The following is a 26,319-nucleotide window of genomic DNA, read 5'->3' as shown; positions in this document are numbered from 1 at the left end:
GACTTTGCCGGCTTGCAATGACGACAAAACTTGTTATCTTTTGCTTATTACCTATTCTTTGCCGTTTTAAATTCCGCCGAATCTTCTTTCTCTTTTTTGATACTCTTTTATGGCTTCTTTTAAATCTTTGTCTGAAAAATCAGGCCAAAGTTTTTTTGTAACGTAAATTTCGCTGTAAGCTATTTGCCAAAGCAAAAAATTTGAAATTCGCTGCTCGCCGGAAGTTCTTATAAGCAAATCAGGGTCGGGCTGTCCCGCAGTATAAAGAAACGACGATATTATTTTATCCGAAACTTTCTTAACGCCTTTTTTAATTGCCAAATTAAAAGCGCGCGCAAGCTCTTGTCTTGCGCCGTAATTTAAAGCTATGTTTAACTGCAAACCTTTATTTCGCGACGTAGTTTTAACGACTTCAATAATTTCTTTTTGTAAATCTTTAGGAAACTTTTTTAAATCTCCCAAAATTCTTAAACGAATGCCTGCGTCGGCAAACTCTTTAAAATCTATTTTTATAAATTGTTTAAGCAAAGAAAAAAGAGCGCCTATTTCTTTTTGCGGTCTTTTCCAATTTTCGGTTGAAAAAGCATACAGGGTCAAAACCTTTATGCCAAGCGCGTCCGCCGCTTTGACAATATTTTTAACGGTTTTGACCCCCTGCTTATGACCAAAAACTCTGGGTAAGGCTCTGCGCTTAGCCCATCTGCCGTTTCCGTCCATAATTATTGCAACATGCAACGGAACCGACATCTTAGAATTATTTATTTTGCCCAAATTATTAAACCTTTAATTTACGCTTTAGAAATAGCGCTTACCGGGCAAGAACCTTCACATGCTCCGCAATCTACGCAAACAGCCGGGTCTATAACATATTTTCCGTCGTTAGGAGAAATAGCAGTAGCCGGACAAGTTCCTTCGCAAGCTCCGCACCCTACGCAAGTATCAGCATCAATTTTGTAAGCCATTTTAAGCCCCCGTTTTTAACGGCAAAATTTAAACTTTAGAAATTGCCGTTTTAAATTTGCATTATTTCTTTTTCTTTCTGCGCAATCAGTTCGTCTATTTTTTTGATGTAGCCGTCGGTAAGTTTTTGAGCTTCGGCTTCATCTTTTTTTCTGTCGTCTTCGGTGATAACTTTATCTTTTTCGGCTTTTTTTATGCCGTCAACTAAAATTCTTCTTTCGTTTCGGACTGCAACCCTGTATTCTTCCGCGGTTTTGCCTATTGATTTAGCAATTTCTTTTCTTCTTTCTTCCGTAAGAGGCGGCACTGAAATGCGGACAACTTTACCGTCGTTAACCGGAGTAATGCCGATATCCGCTTTTATTATGGCTTTTTCTATTGCGCCAAGCTGGGATATGTCCCAAGGTCTTATTTCTATAGTTTTTGCGTCGGGAACGCTTACGCCGGCAACTTGGTTAATAGGCAAAAGTGAACCGTAACTTTCAACCTTGATACCTTCTACTATTGAGCTGCTTGCTCTTCCGGTGCGCACAGAAGCAAGTTCGTGTTTTACTTTTTCTATAGTTTTTTGCATCGCGTTTTCAGACGCGGAAAACAAATTTTGAAGTTGCATACAAAGGCTCTCCTTTTACTGTCTGCCGCTTACTTGCCGCCTGCCGTTATAACCGTTCCTATTTTTTTACCGCTTAAAATTTTTTTCAGGTTTCCGTTTTTATAAAAATCAAAAACGGATATGGATATGTTAGATTCTCTGCACAGCGAAAAAGCTTCTTGATCCATAATTTTTAATTTTTTATCTAACGCTTCCTGAAAAGTTAATGAATTATATCGGACGGCATTTTTATCTTTTTTAGGGTCTGCGCTGTAAACGCCGTCAACCTGCGTAGCTTTCAGCAAAATATCCGCGCCGATTTCAGCAGCTCTTAAAGCCGCGGTGGTGTCGGTAGTAAAAAACGGATTGCCCGTTCCGCCGGCAAATACAACCGTATAACCTTTATTTAAAGCGTTTATAGCTTTGTCTCTGTTAAAGATTTCTGCAAAACCGGTTACGCCCGAGGCAGAAAATACTTTGGTTTTTAAACCTGCTTTTTTGAGAGCGTCGCTTAATGCTAAAGAGTTCATAACGGTCGCAAGCATACCCATTTTATCCGCGGTAACTCTTTCAATAAATTTGCCGCAGCCGCGCCAAATATTTCCCGCTCCAATAACTACTGCAAGCTGAATATTTTTGCCTGCAACAGTCTTAATTTCGGAAACAGTTCTTTTGAGCGCCTCAACGCTTATTGAAACTTTGTCGTAAGACAAAGATTCTCCGGAAAGTTTAAGCAAAACTCTCTTTATTGCCATTGTATTTGCCTTTTTTATGTCGTTATGCTGTTTTGTCGTTGCTCAACTTCCCATCTTCCCAACATCCCAACTTCCAAACGCTATTCTTCGCCGAGTTTAAATCTTGCAAATCTCTTAATTACTATATTCTCGCCGATCTTGCCGATTTTTTCGTTAACCAAATCTTTTATTGTTACTTTGCCGGTTGTGTCTTTCATGTAAAGCTGGTCGTATAAGCAAATTGTGCCGTAAAATTTTTCAATTTTACCTTCAATAATTTTATCCCAAACTTTTTCCGGTTTTCCTTCTTCTTTAAGCTGCGCTTTGTAAACCGATTTTTCAGCTTCCAAAATTTCCGCGGGAACAGCGTCTCTGTTAACGTATAAAGGAGACATTGCCGCAATCTGCATTGCAACTTCTTTTGCCAAAGATTGGAAATCGTCGGTTTTTGCAACAAAGTCTGTTTCGCAGTTTACTTCAACCAAAACGCCGAGAACGCCGTTGCCGTGAATGTATGAATAAACAACGCCCTGCTTTGCGCTTTTCCCAGCTCTTTTAATCGCTGACGCCATGCCTTTTTCTCTAAGCCACTGACATGCTTTGTCTAAATCGTTGCTTGTTTCTTTTAAAGCTTTATTACAATCGCCTATGCCGGCGCCGGTCATTTCTCTTAATTTTGTTATAAGTTCAAGTGACATTATTTCGCTTCTCCTTCGGTTTTTGTTTCAGACTGAACTGCGTCGGAAGATACTGCTTGAGCGGCAGGAGCCGCCGCACCGTCTTCGCCTTCTTCTTTTTTCTCGGTTACGCCCTTACCTTCCAAAACTGCGTCGGCAACTATAGAGCAGAAAAGTTTTACGGCTCTTATAGCGTCATCGTTTCCGGGAATAACGTGGTCAATTACATCAGGGTCGCAGTTAGTGTCGCAAACCGCAACTATTGGAATATTAAGTTTTCTTGCTTCCGAAACCGCTGTAGATTCTTCGTGCGGATCTATAATAAACATTAACCCCGGAAGTTTCACCATGTCTCTAAGACCTTCCAAAGATTTGTTAAGTTTAATTCTCTCTTTTTCAATTTGAGACTGTTCTTTTTTAGAAAGAAGTTTGAAAACGCCTTCTTCTTTCATTTTTTCTATTTCTCTGTATCTTGCTATGGATTTTTTTAGGGTTTCAAAATTTGTGAGGGTTCCGCCGAGCCATCTTTCGGAAACGAAAAAAGCTCCGCAGCGCTGCGCTTCTTCTTTAATAGGCTGCTGCGCCTGTTTTTTTGTTCCTACAAATATTATTTCTCTGCCTTCCGCAACGTAATCACGGACAACTTTATAATTTTTCTTGAGTTCTTTGAGGGTTTTCTGAAGGTCAATGATGTGAATTTTGTTTCTTGTGCCGAAAATATATTTCGCCATTTTCGGGTTCCATCTTCTTGTCTGGTGTCCGAAGTGAACTCCGGCTTCCAGTAAAGCTTTCATGGTAATGTTTGCCATTTCTTTGCTACTCTCCTTGGTTTTTTACCCTTTCGGTTTCTCCGATTGAAGGGACACCCGCAAGCTTCTATCTCCGAAACCCTCATTCGTTAGGGACCTCCGGCAAATCCGCCTGCGTGATTTATAGGCTGTTAACAGCCTTAAGACTGCGAAAATTATATCAAAAATTTTTCTATTTTTCAACGAATAACAGAAACAAATTTAGGCCAGGGGAACGCCCCCTGACCTAAAACACGCGGGAATTTTTAGCGCGATAAAAACTTTCCGTTCATAGTCCTATTGATAGCGGCAACAACTAAAGGAAATTTAAAACTACTCAACAAAAACTTCGGCTCTGCGGTTCATTGCTCTTCCGGCTTTTGTTTTGTTTGTGGCTACAGGGCGCCATGACGAATAGCCTTTATATGTCAGTTTCTCTTTTGGCACGCCGTTTTTTATCAGCTCGCTGTAAACCGCTTTGGCTCTGTTTTTAGCTAACGGAATGTTTATTCTGTCGTTGCCCGTTGCGTCCGTGTGTCCTTCTATTCTTATTGTATTATACTCTCTGGTTTTCAAACCTTCTGCGAAATCTTTTATGGCTTTCTTGTCTTTTTCCGACAAATTATATTTGTTTGTTCTAAAGTACGACGGCGCTATTTCTAACGGAAATGCCGGTATTCTTAAATCCATCTTATAATCTTTTACTTTCTCAAACTCAAAGGCTTTGTTGTAAAACTCTATTAAAACTACCGCGTGCTCTTTATTGTTTAACGCTAACTCTTTTAAGTCTTGCGTGCTTACCGTAAGACTTGACGATATTTCTATTTTACGTTTATGCTCGTCTTGCAAATTTACTCCGGCGTTTGCAAATCTCTGCTCAAATTCCTTTAATACCTCTTTGTTTTTGAACATAAATATTCGTCCGGAAAAAGCTATTACATCAAAACTGTCGCCCGGATTTATTTCGTGTTCCTCTTGCAGTTCCTTATCTATTTGCGCTTGCCCCGATGTTATGGCTAATTTCCATACCGTTTTTACATGCTCGTCTGCAATAACGTTCAGTTCTTGCGACTCCAATTTCCCCAAGCAAAACAAAGATATAAGACACAGACTTAAAACAATTTTTCTTGCGAATTTTCCGTTTGTCATAATTTATCTGCTCCTATTTTGTTTTTACTTTTATTATTTCTTTCACGTTATAGCTTACCGGCACTACCGTTTCATCGGCTACAAACTTTTCTTTTATTGACGTTGTGCTTATCTCCGCTCCCGCTTTATTCATTTTTGCTATGAAATCTTGCGCTGCCTGCGTGTCCCTGAAATAGAAGTTTTTGTCGTTATATGTTACTACATATACTTTTGTCGGCTCTTTGTGCGTTATGCCGCAGAAGTTGTATCTTAAGCCTGCGTTGGCGTAGAGGTTTGTGAACTTTTCGGCTGTGTGGGCGTTGGCGTTTATGAAGAATTTTAGGCCTTCGGTTATTCTCACGCTTCCGCCTAATGTTGCTCCTAATATCAACCCGTTTTCTTCGTAGCCTCGGCTTAAGAACTTCACATCCGTTCCTTCAAATACGCTTTCTATTTCGTATTTCTTTCCTGTTAATAAGTATTTTCCTTCCAAGTTTACATATCCTGCCCATGTCTTATCGTCGTAGTTTACTCCCGCTCCTAACCTTGCGGTTGTTCTTAAATAGTTGCCTGCTTCTACTTTTAGATTTAGTTCGCTTGCTCCGGTTTCTGTGAAGCCGTCGTAGCTCACGTTCTTTAATTCTGCTCCTGCGTATGGTCTGAAGTTTGTGTTGTTTCCTATTTTGTATTTCAATGCGCCTTCTACGTCCGCTCCTAACGTTAATCCGTCAAACTTTCCGCTTGCCGTTCTGTCGGCTGCAAATCCGTTCAGCTTTATTGCTCTTGTTGTTTCGTAGCTGTCTTTACTTCCGCTTATCATTGCTTTTATTTCGTAGCTTTCTTCTATATATCCGCCGTAGAAGCCTAATCCCATTTTATTTAGCGTTGCTTTGCTTTCCTGCTGGGTTATGCTGTGGTCTTTATAATTTACATATATTCCCAACATCGTTTTGTTTATGCTGCTCATGCTTCCAAAGTATATGTCAAACCCTGCCATTACCCCGTATCGGTTATCTTTGTATTCGCCAAGGCTGTTTTCATCGCCGCCTAACTTTGTGTTTCCTCCCGTTACTTGCGCCCATATTGCGCTGTTTGTGTGTTCCCTTCTGCTGTGGTTTTTTATTCTGTCATACAGCTCGTTATTGTCGCTGTCTTGCGCTGCGCTTTCTATTACGTTTGTTATGAAATACGGCGATATTTCCGACAATATGCTCTTTTTTTCTTCGTTTGTATATGCGCCGCTGTTCCACAGGTTGCTTATAAACTGATGCACCGCTACTGTGTTATCTACCGACAACTTGTCAAACGCTTTTGCTACTTCCGTTTGGTTAAACGTTGCGTTACCAATACTTTCAAAATTTGAATTATACACGCCTCTCAGCCACAATCTTATTACTTCCGACGATGTAAACTGTTCGTAATATATTTTGCTTTGCAGGTTTGTTAATCCGTTTGTTACTATTTGCGAGCTTGTGAACGCTCCGTATATTTGGTTTACCGTTGATATTATTAAATCGTAATACGTATCGTTATTGTAGTTGCCCGTTTCTACTTTCAACGTTAAGTCACCGCCTATTGTGGCGCTGTCGGCAAACACTTGGTCGCTTGTTCCATTTTCAAACACGTCCATCAACATTTGCGTGTCGCTTTCAAACGTTTTGACATTTACTGTGTTTAAGTAGCTGCCGTCAAAGTCTATGTCGTCGGTCATGTTAAATATTGTGTTATTTAACATTAAACTGTTTCCTTTGTAGCTTGCTGCTCCTAACAATTCTACTTTTCCCGCTGTCGCTGTGAAGCTGCCCCAGACTTCGTTATCCCCGCCAAGCAAGAGCGTTCCTGTTCCGGTTTTGTTTACTGCTACTCCCGTGCCGGCTGTGTTGCTTAATATTCCTCCTGCTATACTTATTGTGTTGGTTCCGGAGGTTATTAAATTTAGTCGGCTATTGTTGTCCGCGTATATGTCGTTTGGCGTTCCGGCGGCTTTGTTGCCGCTAAATATTATATCGCCGTTTGCGGCTTCTATTGTTACTGTGCTGCCGCCTGTTACGTAAACCGCTGCTCCTGAGGCATTCGCCTCATTTCCTGTAAAACTTCCACGACCCGACAATGTTATGTTTGAATTGTTGCTTGCGTAAACTGCTCCGCCAAGCAACGATTTATTATTCATGAACGTCATCACTGCGTTCTTTATTGTTAGTATTGTGTCGTCGGCAAATATTGCTCCTCCGTTTCCAGCTAACGCTTCGTTTCCGGTGAAATCTACGTTTGCTCCGTCAAAGACCAAATCGTCCACCGCGTAGATTGCTCCTCCGCTTCCCGTTAACGCTTTGTTGTTTGTAAACGTTGCGTTGCCGTTGTTAAATGTTATGTTCGCCAAGTTACTGTAGATTGCTCCTCCGCTTACTGCGGCTATGTTATTATCAAATATTACCGGCGCTGCTGTAAATGTTATTGTGCTTCTCGTATTGGCATATATTGCTCCGCCCTCTGTTGCATTATTGCTTGTGAATTTTACTTCCGTATTTACAAACACATTTGAGCTGTCATTTAATGTATATATCGCTCCGCCATAATTGTTGGCTGTGTTACTTGTAAAACTTATTTTCCCGCCGTCAACATATAATAATCCTCGCACATTCATTGCGCCGCCGCTGCCGGAAGTTATTTTGTTTTCGGTAAATTCTGCGTTGCTATTTATAAATCTTACTACAGAGCTATTATACGCGTATATTCCGCCGGTTCCGTAATCCCCGGCATTGCCTGCAAATATCGCCGTTGATGTTATAAACTCTACTAAAGATCCGTCAGAATATATTGCTCCTCCGCCTCCGGTTGTGACTGCGTTGCTTGTAAATGTTACTCTTTCATTTGTAAAACTTATTGTTGAGCCTTCTGCATATATTGCTCCTCCGCTGGCATATGACGCATTGTTATTTATAAAATTACTCGTTCCGTTTTTAAACAACACCACTGAATTTGACGAACTTATTGCTCCTCCGCCAACCCCTGTAGAACTTACTCCGCTTCCTACAAACATTTTTAGCGCTCCGTTAAATGACATTGACGAGCCTGTCACTACCATTGCATTGCTATGTCCTTCTACAACAATATTATCATTAAACGTTATCTGCGCATTTAATGCAGATATCGCTCCGCTGTTTGTTGAAAATCTCACTGCTGCGTTGAATGTTATTGTGCTGTCTATTATACTTGTTGCCCAACCTTGATTTTGTTCAAACGCGCTTGTTACGCTGTTTGCTATCGTTACTACCGAGCTTGTTATTCTTACCCCTGACGATGTTGTTACGTTCCAGCTTCCGGTTTCAAATGTCCACGTTGCTCTGTTTATTGTCACGCTTCCTGCCGTTACGTTGAAGTTGCCTTGCATATAATTATTTCCGCTTATATACAATTCCCCTAATCCCGTTTTGCTTATTGTGTTTTGCGCGTTTCCTACGTATATTCCGTCTTCTATTCTTATCTGATTATTTTCTGCGTTGAAATTTATATACGAACCCGCTGCGTAAATATCATTCGCTTTTCCGTTTGCCGTGTTGCTTGCAAATACTATTGCGCCGGTTGCGCTGTTAAAATTCGCCGTGCTGGTTTGCAAATATATTGCGCCTCCGCTGCTTGTTGCCACGTTGCCGGTTATTACTGCGCTTCCTATATTTATTACTGCGCCGCTTTCCGCTGCTATAAATCCGCCTAATGCTGCGCTGTTTGATGATGCATATACATTTTCAAAATTGGCTATTGCATTATTTGTTGCATACAGGAATCCTCCGGATATTGACGCCGTTGAATTGCTAAAACTGAAATTCCCGCCGTCAAACGTTGCCGTTGCGTTTTCTACCGCTATAAACCCGCCTTTTTCCGCTGTGTTGCCGGCAACCACCAACTGCGCTATGCCTGAAGAAAATAATACTTGTGCTCCGTTATCTGCATATATCGCTCCGCCTAAATATTCCGATATATTACCGACAAAACTTATTGTGCTGCCCGCAACAAAATTTAGCGCGCTGCCTGAATTATATATTGCTCCGCCTGCTGCCTGCTGCGCTCCTTGGACATTGTTATCAACAAACATTATATTTCCGGCAAGATTTATTGTTCCGCTGTTAAATATCGCTCCGCCGCCCAATGTTGTCGGATTATAAAGAACGCTTACTTTGTTATTTGTAAATATAGCAGTATCGTTAAAATTTATTGTTGCAATGTTATTTATTGCTCCTCCGCTTCCGTCTCTTGCGGCATTATTGTCAAAAGTTACGCTGCTGAAATTTATAATACCGTTTGTGTCATTATATATTGCACCGCCTCTTTCCGCAGTATTTGACGAAAACAAAATCTCGCCGGATACAAAATTAACAACACCGGTGTTGTTAGTTATTGCGCCGCCGCGGCGTCCACCTGGCCCCATAGAACTGCCGGTAGATGCATTTGCCGTAAATAAGACTGCCGTGTTGTTGAAATTTATTGTTGAACTATACACGCTCATTCCTGCGCCGCTGTTTGCGTAATTATTTAAAAATTCTACTGCGCCGCCGTTAAATGTTATGCTGCTGTTATTTGCATATATTCCGCCGCCGGATTGCATACTTGAACCGGAACCTACAGCGCTATTTTTAAATATTACATCCGCGCTGTTAAATTCTACTTGCGAACTTTCCGCATATATTGCTCCGCCGGGACGCATGCTCGAATTATTGGTGTCAAATATAAATGCGCCGTTATTAAAAGCCGCAGTTGAACCTGTTAAATATATTGCCGCGCCGGCATAACCGCTGTTATTTGCAAAGTATGCGTTTTTATTAAACTCAACATTGCTGTTTGCCGCATATATCGCTCCGCCGTAACCATAACTGCCTTGATATCCATTTGCCGCATTGTTTGTAAACGATGATATTTCATTAAAATATATTTGCGAGTTTATTGCATACACTGCGCCGCCGCTTGCTCCCTGATTATTAGGCGTTTGCGCGCTATTAGAACTAAATAATACCCCGCCGTTAAAGCTTAAACTGCTGCTTTGAACGTAAACGCCTCCCCCGTGATAATTATTTGAATAATACATAGTAGTTGCATTTGTGGCAATTAAAACCGTTCCGCTAAAAGTTACCGTGCTGTCAACTATTTTAAGCGCTCCGCCCAAATACGCTCCGGAATTATTTGACAAGTTAACATTTACGCTTGCCGCTACATTAACAACAGAGCTTGCTATGCTTACCCCTTTTCCCGAAGAATTCCAACTGCCGTTTTCAAACGTAAATGTCGCTTTATTTATTTGTATATTTCCTTCTGTGTGGTTAAGCGTTCCCTGCAAATAATTTACTCCGCCTAAATATAAACTATAATTATTTCCCGTTTTGTTTATAACATTATTTGCCGCGCCCACATATATTCCGTCTTCAAGAGTTATATTATTATTTGCAACAAAATTTATAACCGAATTTTCCGCGTATATGTCGTTTTTCACGCCGTTTGCCGTGTTAGAGCTAAAAATACCCGTGTAAAATGTTACGGTGCTGTTATACAAAGCTATTGCTCCGCCTGAAGACGCCGCCACATTATTAGATGCGGTAAAATTTGTTACCGCAAAATTTGCAATTGAATTTGTTATTGTTATACCGTTACTGCCGGTTTCGTTGAACGTTCCGTTTTCATGTGTCCACGTTGCTTTGTCTATTCTTACCGTGCCAGACGTTACGTTTACCGCGCCCTGTATATAATTGTTGCCGCTTATATACAATTCCCCTAATCCCGTTTTGCTTATTATGTTATTTCCGCCGGCTCCTATGTATATTCCGTCTTCTATTCTTATTTGATTATTTTCTGCGTTAAAATTTATATACGACCCTGCTGCATATATATCATTCGCTTTTCCGTTTGCCGTGTTGCTTGCAAGCACTATTGCGCCGGTTGCGCTGTTAAAGTTCGCCGTGCTGCTTTGTAAATATATTGCTCCGCCGCTGCTTGTTGCTACGTTGCCTATTATTGTTGCGCTTCCTATATTAATTACTGCGGGCAAATAGCCTTCAACTGCCGCTATAAAGCCGCCTAATGCTGCGCTGTTTGACGATGCATAGATTCCATCTTCAAAGGTTATGCTTCCAAGGTTTCCGTATGTTCCCTGCGCGTATAAAAATCCTCCGGCTATTGCCGCAGACGAGTTGCTAAAGCTTAAATCTACTCCCGATTTAAACAATACGCTTGACATAAATGTTGATAAGAATCCGCCGTAATCTGCCGTGTTGCCGCCCGTTACAAAATGCACTCCCGTAGAAAATACCAGCGCTTCGTTGCTCATTGGGTTGTAGTGCTGTATTGCGCCGCCGTATTGCGCTTTATTTCCTATAAATGTAACTGTGCTGCCTTCTGCAAATTTAATAATTGCTCCGCTTATTGCGCCGCCTTTTTCAGACGCAGCGTTTCCTATAAAGTTAACTTCACTGCCTTGCAAGAAAGCAAGTGTTCCATTGGAATTAAGATATATCGCTCCGCCGTTAACCGCGCTATTGCTTGTAAAGTTTACAATTGCTCCGGTAGAAAAATTAACTATGCCGGACGAATCTTCATACACAGCTCCTCCGTATTGCGCAGTATTAGTTGTAAAGTTTACATTGCCGTAAATATTAATTGTTGCATTGTTATATATTGCGCCGCCGTTGGTTGATGCTGTGTTTTTTATAAAGTTTACAGTGCTGCCTTCTACGAAAAATATTGTTCCGTTGTTAATTGCTCCGCCGTTTACTGCGGTGTTGCTTGCAAAGTTTACTGTTCCGTCTGCTACAAAGTTTGTTGTTGAAGTGTTGTTGCCGTTAATTACCCCGCCGTTGAAATAGGCAAAGGTTACGTTTGTAATATTTATGTTTTTATTGCCGCTTGCGTTTATTGCTCTGTTTGGCATTGCTGAAGAATTAATTACGTATCCGCCGCCGTCTATTGTGAAATTATTTCCCGCGGTTTGCGCAAACGGATTGCTGTCGCCGATTACTGCGTAGATATCTTGCGCCAATGTTATTGTGCTTCCTGCTACCGCGGTTTGATACTGACTTACAAATGTGTTCCACGGAAGCGCGCCGTAAACTAACCAGCCGGTGTAGTTGCCCTGCGTTCCGCTCCACACGTATCTGTATCCGTATTGGTCGCCGCCTAAAATATTATTGGTACTAAATACTACGCCGTTTATGTAATCTGCAAATATTACTGCCGTTGAACTTCCTACCACGCTTACCGGCGTTACGGTTGTTACTAAAAGTTTACTATTGGCAGTTAGCGACGTTGCGCTTGAATATATAAAGCTTGTTTGCGCTCCGTATGCCGAAGACCAATCTACGTTAAGCCCAAGCGTGCCGTTTGTAATGTTTAGATTGTTTACATATGCAGTTGTTGCAAAGTTTACAATGCCGCCTGTAAGGCTTAACGTGCCTGTTACGGTGTCGTTAGAACCTGCCGCAAAGTAGGTTGCGCCGCCGGTGCTTGTATAATTATTTATTGTATTTATTGAGCCGCCGTCAAAATATGCGTTGCCGCTGTTGTTTCTCCAAGCGATAATTGTATTTGTTGATCCATTTTGAAAGTAAACGTTTGCGCCGGCGTTTGTCCAATTGCCTATTGTGCTTGTTGAACCGTTTGCAAAATAAACATTTCCTGAAGAAGTTTGAACTTGTCCGTTTAACTTATTTAAAGAACCTGCGTTAAAATAAATATTTCCGGCGCCTGTTTTTTGTATAATTCCTGAATTTGCATTTTCAATACCGCCGTTAAATATCACATCGCCCGCACCTTGGAATTTTAATGTATTAACATTGTATATATCATTTCCTATTGGCGATGTATTGCCTATAAACAAAGATGTAGAACCCGCAACTTCCATGAAGTTAATAGTAGCGCCTGAATATGCGTATTGTCCGTTTCTAATAGCGCCGCCATATAGTCCGCTATTGTAAGCAAAAGTTACAGCTCCAAAATTTACAGTAGCAAAGCCAGTTGCACTCTCATTCCTAAGCGCTCCATCATTATTGCTGCTAAATATTACTTCACTGCTTGTAAAATCTATTGTTCCTGTTCCGAATCCTCCTGGTGATACATTCACGACAGCATATTTATTGTTGTTAGTAAAGCTTACAACAGAACTGCTAAATTTTATATTTCCGTTATTTATAATAGCAGAACCACCAGCCGCGCTGGTTATACTATTACCATTAAATACAGCTGTGCTTCCTATAAAATATATATTACCGCTATTACTTATTGCGCCGCCGCCATAGGGGCCACTAGTTAAAACATTACTGCTAAAAATTACATAAGAAGTAAAAACTATATTTGACGCTGATGTAGCATATATTGCGCCACCCCCCTCTGCACTTTGGTTTAAAGCAAACGTAGCGCTGCCAATTATTATGCTCGAATTATCCACGAATGCAAAGCCTCCGTAGTTTCGCGCAATATTCGAATACGCATTAAGATAAGCGCCGCTAAAATCCACGAAAGAATTATTTACTAAACTTATTGCCGCGCCACCGACTAGATTACCAACGCCACTTGGCAAAGTATTTCCTGCAAAGATTACTTCAGCGTTATTTTTAAATATTGCCGTAGAGTTATCTAAATATATCGCTCCGCCGGATACGCCTTCGCCTATCGTGTTACCTGCAAACAAAACGTTTCCTTCAAAGTTTAATACGGAATTTTGCGTTGCCGATATTGCTCCTCCGCTTGAAACCGCAACGTTTGAAGTAAATATCACATCGTTAAAATTAATCGTATTTCCCTGTGCGTAAACTGCTCCGCCGGAAGCGTTTGCTGTGTTTCCTATAAACGTTACGCTGTCTATGCTTATGTTTCCTGCGAACGTCGCTATTGCTCCGCCGGACGATGTTGCCGCGTTATACGTTAAATATACGTTTCTTACCGTTGCCGTTGAATTAGGCGCCGTCTGCAATATTACCGAGCCGTTTCCGCTGTGCGCCGCACTTGTAGCCGCGCTTGTTACCGTTACGTTTCTCAATGTAAAATCCGTTGCGCTTGACAAAGTAAATAAGTAACTTCTTGTATTGTTATATGCGTCCATGCTGTTTATTACTCCCGATATTACCCAGCTTGACGCGTCCGCATCGTAACCTTCTACCATAAATCTGCCCCAGCTTGTGTCTGTAAACGGCTGGTCTATGTGATACGGTGCTAATGTGTCTATTATGTAATCCCTGTTGCCCGTTTCCAAATTGGCGTCATACAAACTTCTTCCGCCTTCCATTAACACATATATGCTCTGCAAGTCCGGCATTGACCACACTATAAACGTGTGCGTTGCCATGTATATTGTTACGCTTGACGTTGCGTTGCTAAACTCTAACCCGCCAAAAAGCACCTGCGTTGAATACAAACCGCCCAGCTTCAAATACTGGTCGCCGTTGTAAACGCGTATTCCGAACATATCTAACTTGCCCGTGCTTGCCGTGCTTGTATAAATTTTGTCGCTTGTAAAACCGTATGAAGAATTTGCAACTATTTCGTTAAACGTTATTCCGAAATTTAATCCGCTGTTTCCCGTTACGAAAACGTCGCCGAATGTTATTGTTCTGGTGCTTTGCGACGCGTAATTGGAAATATCTAACACTGAATTGTTGAAATTATACGCCGTTGCCCCTGCGTAATTATCCGATGATATTTCTACGTAACTGTTGTTAAATATTACCGTGTTTGCTTGTCCGTTTTCCAATCTGTTTGCCAATGTGTAATATGCGTAATTTTCGCCCGTTAAATTATTAAACGTTGCCGTTGCGCCGCTTGCTATAAATTTTATTATGTCTCCGTTTATTGTTGACGACGACAAGTTACTGTTGCTGAAATTTCTTAATATGCCGTTTGTGCTTAAATTTACGGTGTAATAAATATCGCTTCCCGTTATGTTAAGCAAGCTGTTTGATATTGTATTTGTACCGCCAAATATTTTGCCAGCCGCTGTTACTGTTGTTGTGCCGGCAAGCTGCGTGAAGTTGCCGTTGAATGCGCTGTTGTCGCCGATTAATGTCAATGTTCCCGTTGAAGACAACTCTTTATATATGTATCCATTGCCTGCAACATTTCCTGTAAATGTTAAATTATCTGCCGTTGTTATATCTAACGTTCCCGTGGAATTCCACAAGCCTATTGTTCCGTTAGTTATGCTTGCGCCGTTGGCAAGTTCTACCACGCCGCCTGTTATGCTTGATATACCCGTAAAGTAGCTGCCGGTTACTTTTGTGTAGCCTGCTGTTTGGTTGAACAAACCGTTATAGCTATTATTTATTCCCGCAAGATAAATATTTGCACTGTTGTTGATTATTCCGTTACCTGCAATTCCGCTGGATATTACTACATCGCCGTTACCTGTTATACTTATTGTTCCGGAATTATAAATATCATGCCCGTTTGCCGCTGAACTTGCTCTGTTGCCTGTAAATATTACAGAACTGCTTGCTGTATTGAAGTTAATTATCCCCGTATTGTATATTGCACCGCCGCGGTTGTCTGCATTCAGTGCGCTATTTTCTTCAAATACTGCTGAAGAAATATTAAGTGTGCCTGCATTATATATTGCTCCGCCGCCTCTGCTTGAACCACTTAAAGTAACTATGTTTTGTGTAAATACTGCATTTGTTATTGTTACGGTTGAATTAACGAAATTGTTATTAATTGCGCCACCGTGATTAGACTGGTTGCTATCAAACAATGCATTTGTTAAATTTACATAGCTAGCGACATTGTATATTGCACCGCCGCCATTAGAGCCACTATTTGCTCTATTTGATATAAATGCCACATCCGTTGCTATCAATACTGTATTATAGTTGACTATTGCGCCGCCGTCATTTACCACATAATTGCCTGCAAATACGCTGCTTGTTATGTTTATAACGCTGTCTGTATTATATATTGCGCCGCCGCCAATAGAACCATTTGTATTACTATTTGATGAGAAATTTACATTTGTTATTGTTAAAGTTGAGCCGCCTAAATTGTAAATTGCTCCGCCGTAAGCGCTACCTGTAAAGTTTCTAAGTGTTGCGTTTGAAAGATTTATATTTTTACCTGAAAGAACAATTATTTTATTTGCAAGCCCGGACGAATTAATTACATGCCCCGCGACGTCTATTGTAAAGTTATTTCCGCTTGTGGCGCTAAACGGATTGTCATCGCCTATAAGCGCGTCCGCGTAAATATCTTGCGCCAATGTTATTGTGCTTCCCGCTACTGCATTTTGATACTGGCTTACAAACGTGTTCCACGGAAGCGCGCCGTAAACTAACCAGCCGGTGTAGTCGCCCGTTGTGCCGCCCCATACAAATCTGTAGCCGTATTGATCTCCGCCGGAAATGTTGTTTGTGCTAAACGCAATATTATTTATCCAATCTGCGGACATTATTGCCGTTGAGCTTCCCACTACTTGCAGCGTAGGCGTAAGCGTTGTTACTGCAAGCTTGCTTGCATTTGTCAACGTTGTGCTGCCCGTTTCTATAAACGCAGTCTGCGCTCCGCGCCCGCCGGCAAGCCAATCTACGTCAAGCCCAAGCGTGCCGGTTGTAATTTCTAAAACATTTACATACGCGCTTGTTGAGAAATACGCGCCGCCGGAATTAAGCTGCAATCTTCCGCTTATATTATTTCGAGAGCCCGCCGCAAAGTAAGCATTTCCGCCGGTTGTTGTTAACGTGCCGCTTATAGCATTGCTTGACCCGCCGTTAAAATACGTGTTGCCGCCGGAAGAAGTCCAAGCGCCGGTTACCACATTTGTTGAACCGTTTTCAAAATATACGTTTCCGCTGGACATTGCAACAGTTCCACCAAAAGTGTTTGTTGAGCCTGAACCAAAATAAATATCTCCGGAATTTGTTTTATTTAATGTCCCTATATTATAAATACCGCCGTTTAAAGCTATGTCTCCCTCGCCGTTAAAATTAAGTATTGCGCCTGCTGCATTGTAAATATCGTTTCCAAGAGAAGTAGCCGTATTTCCTGTAAATGTTACCAATCCTCCGGAAAGCACTGTAAAGTTTAATACTCCGTTAGAATTATAAATTGCGCCGCCGCGTACCGGTAAGTAATAACCGCTGTTTCCATTTCCGGAAAATGTTACGCTTGTTAAATAAAGGCTACTGTTATGCCCTACCGCAAAATACAAAACGCCACCTTCGTAAGAAGTATTGCCGGCAAACGTTGCATTAGCTATCGTCATAGTATTTGTGTTTGCAAAATAAATTGCGCCACCACAGACTGCTAAATTGTTATAAATTGTTGCACTGCCTATATTAAGATTTGTATCTACCAAATAAGCAAAACTGCCGTAGCCACCATACACCGTGTGTCCTGAATCTGTAACATAGCCACTGCTGAAATCTATATATGAATCTGTAGAATATATAAAGCGAGAAGGGTTACTTACAACATTAATAAATCCGTTATTATCCAACGTTACAGAAGAGCCGGTTAAATGAACAATAGCTCCTTCAGCACCACCTCCTCTATTATCATATATAAACGTATTACTTCCTCTAAAATTTATAAGCGAGTTTTCAGCAGTTATTGCTGCGCCATGAGAAGCAGTGTTAGAAGCAAATATCACATTACTAAAATCAGCAGTACTACCATTAAGATAAACTGCTCCTTTTTCACCCTGACCACCACTGACAGTGTAACCGACACTAATAAACGACGAAGAAGATACTGTTAATTTACTGCCGTTAAAAGCGGCAATTGCCATGCCAACAATATTATTAGTAGAACTATTGATGACTGCTCCATCTATATTTATGTAGCTGTCATCGGCATAAATAAAGCCTCCATATTGAGCGTTATTACCGGCAACATTATAATAAGCGTTGCTTGAAAGAGTTACCGTTGAGCCGTTAATTGCAAAAATTGCTCCGCCGGAACTTGTTGCTACGTTGTTTACAAACGTAAACGTGCTGCCGTTGCCAAAAGTTATTTGCGTGTTGTCTAAAGATAACGCTCCGCCCGCGTTTGCGGTGTTAGTTGAGAAATTTACATTCTGCGAAGCAAAATTAAGAGTAGCTCCGTCCGCTAATGCTATGGCGCCTCCATATCTGCCGGCTGTGTTAAGCGTAAAAAGAGAAGCATAAATATCTACCGTTTTTGCTCCCTGCAAATACAAGAATCCGCCGTCGCGCCCTGCGTAGCCGTTGCTTGCATTCAAATAAGTTTGGCTGAAATCTACGTTTGCGTTGCCGTTTAAGTATATGCTTCCGCCGTCAACAGACGCTCTGCTGCCTGTGAAAGTTGTTGTTGCGGCTGTAAATTTAAATATTGTATTTCCGTCGCCGTAAAGCGTTCCGCCGTAGCTTGCGCTGCTTGCGCTGAAAGTTACGCCGCCGAAAGTTACCGTGCCGGCGTTGGCTGCATACATAAATCCGCCGCCGCCCGACTGCGCGTGGTTGCTCTGCGCGTTAACGTAAACGCTTGAAAAATCTATATTATTGTATCCGTCAATGTAAACCGCTCCGCCGGAAGATGTTGCTTTGTTCCACGCAAAAGTTACCGTGCCGCCGGCTACAAACGTTACCGTGCTGCCGCCTTCAATGTAAACCGCGCCGCCAAGCGTTGCGGTGTTAGAAGTGAAAGTTACCGTTGACTCAAATATTACTTCGCTGGGGTCAATGTAAAGCGCGCCGCCTCTGCCTGTTGCCGTGTTGGAAGTAAATACCATTGCACCGCCGAAAGTTGCGGAGCTGTCTATTATGCTCATGGCGCCGCCGTCGGCGTTAGAGTTGTTGCGTATTGTTGTATTTACGGTATTTGCAACGTTTACTACGGAGCTTGAAACTCTAAAACCGTTGCTGTTTATTATATTCCAATTTCCGTTTGAATAAGTGAAAGTTGCCCGGTCAACGCTTATTGCGCCTTCAAGCAAATTTACCGTTCCCTTAATGTAATTTACTCCGCTTAAATATAAATCTTGATCGCCGAATTTATTTATTGCATTTTGCGCGGTTTCAACAATTATTCCGTCTTCAAGACGTATTGAATTGTTTACAGCATTGAAAGTTGCCGACGAATTTTTCATGTATATGTCGTTGAGAATTCCGTTAGCGGTGTTGCCGGTAAAAAGCATTGCGCCGTTTGCGCTGTTGAAAGTTGCGGTAGAATTATCAAGCGCTATTGCTCCGCCGGAAGACGCAGCAACGTTGCCTGCAAACGTTGTTGTAGAATTAAACGTTGCCGAGCTGTTTAACAAATACATTCCCGCGCCGGCGGTTGCCGCGTTGGAAGAAATTTCGGACGCGTAAAAATTCATGCCGCGCACATTGTTTGCAAATAAAAATCCGCCGGAAGACGCCGCGTAGTTATTGTAAGCTTTAATTGAGGAGTTTCTAACGTTTATATTGGCGTTGCTGTCAAGGTATATTGCGCCGCCGTTTGCGTTTGCGCTGCTGTAAGACAAATTTGTTGTTGCAGAATTAAATACAAACTGCGCGCCGTTTGCGCCGTAAAGCGTTCCGCCGTTTTGCGCGCTGTTTTGCAAGAAAGCCGATGTATCGTAGAAATTTATTGCGTTGCTTGCGGCGTTAGCCCATAAGAAGCCGCCGTTGCCGTCGGCATGGTTGCCTATGGCTTCTAAATACGTTGCGCTAAAATCTACATTGCTGTTTGCGCCCAAAGCTATTGCTCCGCCGTTTGCGCTTGCGCTGCCGTATGAGAACTTAGTTATTGCCGCGTTAAAAACAACTTTCGCGCCGGCGTCAATGTATAAAGTTCCGCCGCTTTGCGCGGTGTTGCTTACAAAATGCGTTTCATAAAAATCTATTGTTTTTGCGCCGCCAACATATAAAAACCCGCCCTTGTCGCCGGAAATATTTCCAACGGCGTTTACTACAACGTCGGAAGAAATATTAAGCATTCCTCCGCTAGCGCCAAGGTATATTGCTCCGCCGGCGCTTACGGAAGATACGTTATTGTAAAAACTTACCGCCGCGCCGCTTGTAAAGTTTACAGTTCCGTATTCGGCGTAAATTGCGCCGCCGGCGCCTATAACAGACGTATTATTTGCAAAAGTAACAACGCTGCTGCTAAAAGTTAACACTGAATTTGGAACGCTTAAATAAACGTTGCCGCCGTTACCCCCAGACCAGCCGTAAGACAAGTTGTCTATAAAATTTACAACCGAGTTTGAAAAGTAGAAATTCATGTTGCCGCCGTTGTATAAAGCGCCGCCTCTGGCAGCAGAATTGCTTGAAATTTCTACGAGAGAGTCTATAAAATTCATATTCCAGCCATAGCCGTAAACCGCGCCGCCTTGATAAGATGCGCTGCTTTGCGTTATGCTAAACTGCGAATTTGTTACGTTGAAATTATTGTTGCCGTAATTGCCTCTTAAATGCATTGTTCCGCCGCTGCCTGCCGCGCCTGTGGCAACGTTGTTAACAAAATTTGCCGTTGAAGACGTAAAAGCTATAACATTTCCGCTGCCGGCAGTAAATATTGCGCCGCCGCCGTTAGTATCGTTACCGCCTTGCGCAACGTTATATGCAAACGTTGCCGTAGAATTTACAAAATTAAGACTGGAATTATCAATTTCAAAATGAATAGCGCCGCCGTTTGCTATAGCTGTGTTGCTTGTAAAATTAACTATAGAGTCCGTAAATTTTGTACCGCCATACCCGGCAATATACATTCCGGCGCCTTGTGCCGCGGTATTGCTTGTAATATCTATAAGTGAATTTCTAATATCTGTGCCGGATCTGGTAAAAATTGCGCCGCCGGAATTATCTGTTGTATTGTTATAAAACACAGCTGTGGAATCGTAGATTTGAATACCAGCAGTATCATAATAATTACTATAATTATAAATTCCCATTCCTATATTTGATATAAAACGCACAACAGAGCTTGAAATTAGCACGGATGATTGGTGATATAAAGATATCATTCCAAGTCCATATCCAACATAAGACGTATTGCTTGTAAAATCTACTGTGCTGTTAACGAAGCTTAAAGATGAATTTCCGCTTGCATCTGCAATATTTCTGCCGTTGTTAGCGTAGAAATTTAAATGGGTGTTGTAAAAATTCATTGTAGAGTTTTGCAGCCAAATACCGCCGCCGGTGCTTGCAATAGAAGTATTACTTGTAAAATTTATAATGGAATATACAACGTCAACGTAAGCGTTTTCAGCGCGTATTGCGCCGCCTTCATTTAATGAAGTATTGCTTGAAAACAAAAGCGTTGAAGAACTTATAAGAGAATATCCGCCGCCAATATTTACCGCGCCGCCGCGAGATGCGTAATTAGAATAAAAAGTTAAGCTTGAACCTTCAAAATAAACGCCTGCAGTATTTATTGCGCCGCCATTATTGCCGGAAGAATTGCTTGAGAACACAACTGTTGAATTAATTACATGCAATTTTGTTGTTGCGTCGTCGCCATAGATAACGCCGGACTGGCTGCCGGAATTATTGTCAAAATATCCGGTAACGTTATCCAAAATAAAAGCAGAATATGAAAATCCGTCCATTACTCCGCTGTTAGACAACGCTGCATGATTATTATTCATACCGGCAAGAGTTGTGTTTACAAAAGAAATAGTTGATCTGTATTGCGCCATAAACGCAGAACCGTTGCCGCTTGAAACAACCAGCTGCGTATTGTTAAAAATAATATCCGAATCGTTTGCAGCAAAAGCAATAGCGTTATTATTTGACGATAAAATTACAGTCATTGAGTCAAACAAAACTCTTGAAAAATTGGTTGCGGAAACGCTTCTTCCGCCTGAAGCCCAGTTATTAAACACAAATGTAACCGTTGACAAATCTAAGGTTACCAAAGAGTATTGGTCTGCAGAAACTGTTCCGCCGGCGCTGTTATTATTTTGAAAAAGAAGCTGCGCGTTTGTAAACGTTATGGTAGAACCCTGCCACGCGCCTAACATTCCCTGTCCGCCGGATGCGTTTGTAAAAGTGGCGGTTCCCGCGATAAAATTAAGTCTTGAACCGTTAGCTACGCCCATCATGCCCAAAGGAGTGCTGCCGAAGTTGGCTGCCATTGTATTGTCGTGAGCATAAAAATTAGTATTAACAATGTCAGCGTATGAATTGCCGTCTATAAGAAAAGTTGTTCCTGTCCAAGCATCTCCGTAACTATTTGCAAGCTCCAAAGCGCTGTTTGTAATGCTTATGCTTGAAGCGTTGGCAATATAAATAACTGAGGCTGATATATTACCGCGCCTTGTATTGTTTAAGAAAAACAATTGAGAGTTGTTAAATGTTACCGTAGAACCCCAGTCTGCAGTAAAAGCGTAAGCATTACCGCCGGAATAAAGATTTTGAAATACCGCGGTAGAATTTTCAAAACTGAAATATGTGCCCGACGAATAAACGGCAGCGTCGCCCTGCTCGTATGTAGATGAAATATTCACCTGCGCGTTTGTAAAGCTGACGTTTGAATTTAACGCGTTAATATAAGGAACGTTAGACCACCTTCCGTTTCCGTCGGTCTTCCAATAACCGCTGCCGCTGGAGAAATCAACGGTTCCGTTTGCAAAGCTAAACGTTGAATACTGCAAATAAAGCGCGCCGCCCCAGCCCCTGTTTCCCTCAAACAACGCGTTGGAATTATTAAACGACACGTTGGAATATTGCGCGTTTATAACTCCTCCGTAAACTGCGTCGTTTTCTTGAAATAACGCGCTGGTATTTTCAAAAAGAAGCGTTGACGAAGAAAGATAGAACACGCCGCCGGGACCGCTATCGGCATTTCTATTATTTACAAAAGTCAAACTTGAATTTGCAAGCGTCATAGTTGACTGCTCTAAATATGCAAAACCGCCGCCGCTTTGAGCATAATTCCAAGAAGCTGTAATTGTGCTTTGCGCAAAACTTACAAGACCGCCGTTTTTAACATAAATTTGTCCGCCTCTGGAAAGAATATCGCTATTAGCAGAAGAAAATAAAACGTTTGTGTTATAAAACTGCGCACGCGACGCGTCGGCAACATATATATTTCCAAAACTATTCCTATCGTATTGCCTATTGCGCACTGTAAATGAAAGAGTACCGCTTGAAAAATCTGCAATTGTACCGTTTACAAACGCAAATAAACGTCCGTAGTTATTTTGTCCGGCAAAAGGTTCTGCAACAAAATTACCGTCTTTGAAAAACACATAAGAATCATCAGCGTAAAGGAATGCGCCATAGCTGTGCCAGCCCATAGTATTACCGTAAGTAATAACATTAGCGCCTACAAAATTTATTGTAGAGCCTGCCTGCACATAAATAGCTCCGCCGCGCCCAATGCCGGCGCTTGGGTTTACCGTATTGCTTGCAAACACTATTTCCGGAGACTGCGTTAAATCTATATATGAAGCGCTTGCCCAAATTGCGCCGCCATCGCCGCCGTCCGTGTTTATAGCTCCGCCATAGCCGCCGTTATAGTAAGTGGTAGTAGCGGCTTTATTTGCTATAAATTCGGCTCTTCCTTTAAACAGCAAACTTCCGCTTGATAAATAAATTGCGCCGCCGTCGCCGGGCAGAAGCACCATATCGCCGTAAACGTTATAAGCGGCGCCTGCGGTATTGCCTACAAAAGAAACGTCGTTATTAAAAATTAAATCCGCGCCGTTTACAGCGTAAATTGCGCCGCCGGCTCCCGCGGAATTGCTGGAAAAGTTACCTTCGTAAAAGTTAAGAGTTTTTACGCCGTTAGAATATAAAAACCCGCCGGCATAAGTAGCCCAGCTGCCGGACGCGTTAAGATACGTTTGGCTTAAATCAAAATTGCCGCTGCCGTTTAAGTAAATTGCGCCGCCGGAATTAGTTGCAGAGCTTTTAACAAAAGTTGTTGTTGCAGCGTGGAAAACAACAAGCGTGCCGTTATCAATGTAAAGCGTTCCGCCGTTGTAAGCGGTGTTGCTTATAAAAGCTACATTATAAAAATCTATTGTTTTTGCGCCGGTAGAATATAAGAAACCGCCGTTGCCGTATGCTCTATTATTGTATGCATATAAATAAGTGTTGCTAAAATCCGCAAAAGCGCCGTCTTCCAAATATATTGCGCCTCCGTCGGCAATTGCGGTGCTGTGTAAAATAGCCGTTGTAGTTCCCGCAAACTTGTAAGTTGTGCCGGCAGCGGCATAAAGCGTGCCGCCAAAATGCGCCGCATTGCTGCTTAAATTTACTCTGTCAAAAGTTACTGTGCCCGCGTTTACCGCATACATAAACCCGCCGGCGCCGTTTTGGGCTTTGTTACCTGTTGCGTTTATATAAATTCCGGCAAAATTTATGTTGTTATATCCGTCAATATAAACTGCTCCGCCTGTGCTTAATGCAAGATTGTTTGTAAACGTTAAAGTTGCGCCGTTAACCACAGTTAGAGTTGAGCCGCCGGTTATGTAAAGCGCGCCGCCGGCGTCTGCCGTGTTAGCGTCAAACAACATATCTCCGGTAAAAGTTACGCTGCTGGGGTCTATAAATAGCGCGCCGCCTCTGCCCGTTGCAGCGTTGTTTCTAAATGTAAGCGAGCCGCCAAAAAGCGCTACGCTGTCAACTATTGAAATAGCGCCGCCGTCGACGTTTCCGTATAAGTATCCGTTGTTTTGTATTATGCCCGCAGTTACGGAATTTTGAATGTTAACTATTGAGCTTGAAATTCTTAAACCCTTGCTGTTTTGCATTATCCAGTTTCCGTTTGCGTAAGTAAACGTTGACCTTTCAACAAAAACGGTTCCGGAAGTAATGATTAAAGCGCCCTGAATAGAATTTATTCCGCTTAAATATAAATCTGCGCCGCCTGTTTTGTAAATTGCGTTGTTAGATGTAAGAGAGACTATACCGCCTTCAAACCTTATATTATTGTCGCCCCAAAAATTAACAACAGAACTGCTCATAGATAAATCGTTAGGATTTCCCGCCGCAGTGTTGCCTGCAAAAAGTATTTCTCCGCCGATATTGTTAAAAGTAAGCGTGGAAAGCTCTAAAGATATTGCTCCGCCGGAAATGCCGGCTGTATTTCCGTATAAAGTTGCGCTTGAAACAAACGTTGCGGAACTTCTAAACAAATAAAGCGCGCCGCCGTGTCCGCCGGCGGTATTGCTTGAAATATTTGCCGCCGCAAATACGGGAGACCATGTTTTAGGGTCATAGCTGTAACCTACTCCGTCAACATTATTTAAATATAAAAACCCGCCGTTGCCGCCGGCATAGTTATTGTAAGCTTCTACAAAAGAAAGAGTTGAAAACTGCAGCTGCCCGTCCCAAGCCAAATACACCGCTCCGCCGTTATTTACAGCTTGGTTTCCGGTAAAATTAACTTTTGAATTTTGAAAAACTATGGAAGAACCGGTATTTTCATAGCTGTAAATTGCGCCGCCGTTTACTGCCGCCGTGTTGTTTGTAAAATTTACAATTGAGTCTATAAAATATACTTGACCGGCTCTATTTACAAGGGCTCCTCCCGAATCTAAAAGCGTATTGTTACCTATAAAATTTACAGTAGAAACGGAAAATGAAGTTATGCCGTTGGCGTCAATAAAAATAGCGCCGCCGCGGCTTTCTCCGGTATTGCTTGACATTGTTACGTTAGAATTTATAAACGTAACTGTGCCTTCATTATTATAAAAAGCTCCGCTTGTATTTGTTGCGTAATTTAAACTAAATGTTACGACGGAGTTTTCAAAATTTACTATACCGCCTGACGCTGCGGCAAACCCTCCGCCGTTATATCCGCCTATATTGCCTAAAAAAATAACGGTGTCATTTATAAAATCCGCCTCAGCGGCGCCTGATACATAAAACCCGCCGCCTTGACCTCCTGCATTTGCCGAAGTGTTGCTTGTAAACAAAACGGTTCCGGAATTAAAAGTTGCAGCACTTCCTGCCCCCGAAAGGCTAAAAACTCCGCCGCTGGCAGCAGCAGAACTTCTGTAAAACTGCAAAGTTTTCGCATTTAAATTTGCCGTAAAGATAGAGGAAGCGCCGGCCGCGCCGAGAGTTGGCGCGAAATTTCCGTCAAATAAAATATTATTTCCCAAAATAATGTCGTTGCTTCCGCCCGCCTGCCACAAAGTTTTAAAAGTGTCGGAATCCGTAACGGTAGTTTGAGCATCCGCGCTCGTCGGGAAAATAAAAAAGAAACTTACAAACAGTGCCGTTGCAAGTTTCCGTAAAAGCTTCAAAAAGTTTTTCATTTTTTCCTCTTAAAAAATATTTATTAACTGTTGGTATTTACTTTTTGCAAAATAAAAAAGCCACGCGGACATTGTGTCGCGGGGCTCGCTTTTACATAATAGATTTAGGGGATACATTTATACCCCCCCCCCCCCGAATATTTTCGGTCATGTTTTACTTCATACAGTATATACTAAAAAAATCTTTTTTTCAACAAAAAAAACTTCAGGTTAGGAATGCACTCTGCCCTTCAGAAAAGCACTATGCCCTGAAGCAAAT

General features: G+C 41.9%; 8 protein-coding genes. All 8 read right to left on the bottom strand.

Features of this window, described 5'->3' with window-relative positions; all coding sequences use genetic code 11:
- Positions 1-66: 66 nt before the first annotated feature.
- The 8 genes from Epro_RS01405 to Epro_RS01370 all read right to left on the bottom strand — a co-directional run bounded on the left by Epro_RS01405 (position 67) and on the right by Epro_RS01370 (position 26,060).
- Complete coding sequence (locus tag Epro_RS01405) at positions 67-747, bottom strand: isoprenyl transferase (protein WP_082121536.1); 681 nt, start codon at positions 745-747, stop codon at positions 67-69.
- 41 nt (positions 748-788) lie between these two features.
- Positions 789-962: an indolepyruvate ferredoxin oxidoreductase subunit alpha gene (locus Epro_RS01400; protein ID WP_052569884.1), complete on the bottom strand. Its 174-nt coding sequence runs from the start codon at positions 960-962 to the stop codon at positions 789-791.
- A gap of 50 nt (positions 963-1,012) precedes the next feature.
- Positions 1,013-1,573 carry a ribosome recycling factor gene (gene frr, locus Epro_RS01395; RefSeq protein WP_052569882.1) on the bottom strand — a complete coding sequence of 187 codons (561 nt, stop codon included), beginning with the start codon at positions 1,571-1,573 and terminating at the stop codon, positions 1,013-1,015.
- 29 nt (positions 1,574-1,602) lie between these two features.
- Positions 1,603-2,307, bottom strand: coding sequence for a UMP kinase (gene pyrH, locus Epro_RS01390; RefSeq protein ID WP_052569881.1), 705 nt, complete (start codon positions 2,305-2,307; stop codon positions 1,603-1,605).
- 80 nt (positions 2,308-2,387) lie between these two features.
- Positions 2,388-2,984 carry a translation elongation factor Ts gene (gene tsf, locus Epro_RS01385; protein ID WP_052569879.1) on the bottom strand — a complete coding sequence of 199 codons (597 nt, stop codon included), beginning with the start codon at positions 2,982-2,984 and terminating at the stop codon, positions 2,388-2,390.
- Positions 2,984-3,772 carry a 30S ribosomal protein S2 gene (gene rpsB / locus Epro_RS01380; protein ID WP_052569877.1) on the bottom strand — a complete coding sequence of 263 codons (789 nt, stop codon included), beginning with the start codon at positions 3,770-3,772 and terminating at the stop codon, positions 2,984-2,986. The genes tsf and rpsB overlap by 1 nt, the downstream gene beginning before the upstream one ends.
- Positions 3,773-4,084: 312 nt before the next feature.
- The gene (locus Epro_RS01375) at positions 4,085-4,900 is read right to left on the bottom strand and encodes an OmpA family protein (RefSeq protein WP_052569875.1); all 816 of its coding nucleotides are present in this window, start codon (positions 4,898-4,900) and stop codon (positions 4,085-4,087) included.
- A gap of 13 nt (positions 4,901-4,913) precedes the next feature.
- Positions 4,914-26,060 (bottom strand): hypothetical protein, encoded by a 21,147-nt coding sequence (locus tag Epro_RS01370; protein ID WP_052569874.1) that lies wholly within the window; start codon positions 26,058-26,060, stop codon positions 4,914-4,916.
- Positions 26,061-26,319: the final 259 nt, after the last annotated feature.

Origin of the sequence: Endomicrobium proavitum (assembly GCF_001027545.1) — a bacterium.
Lineage (GTDB): Bacteria > Elusimicrobiota > Endomicrobiia > Endomicrobiales > Endomicrobiaceae > Endomicrobium > Endomicrobium proavitum.
The sequence above is the reverse complement of the archived record's forward strand: the minus strand, read 5'-3'. Positions and strand labels throughout refer to the sequence as shown.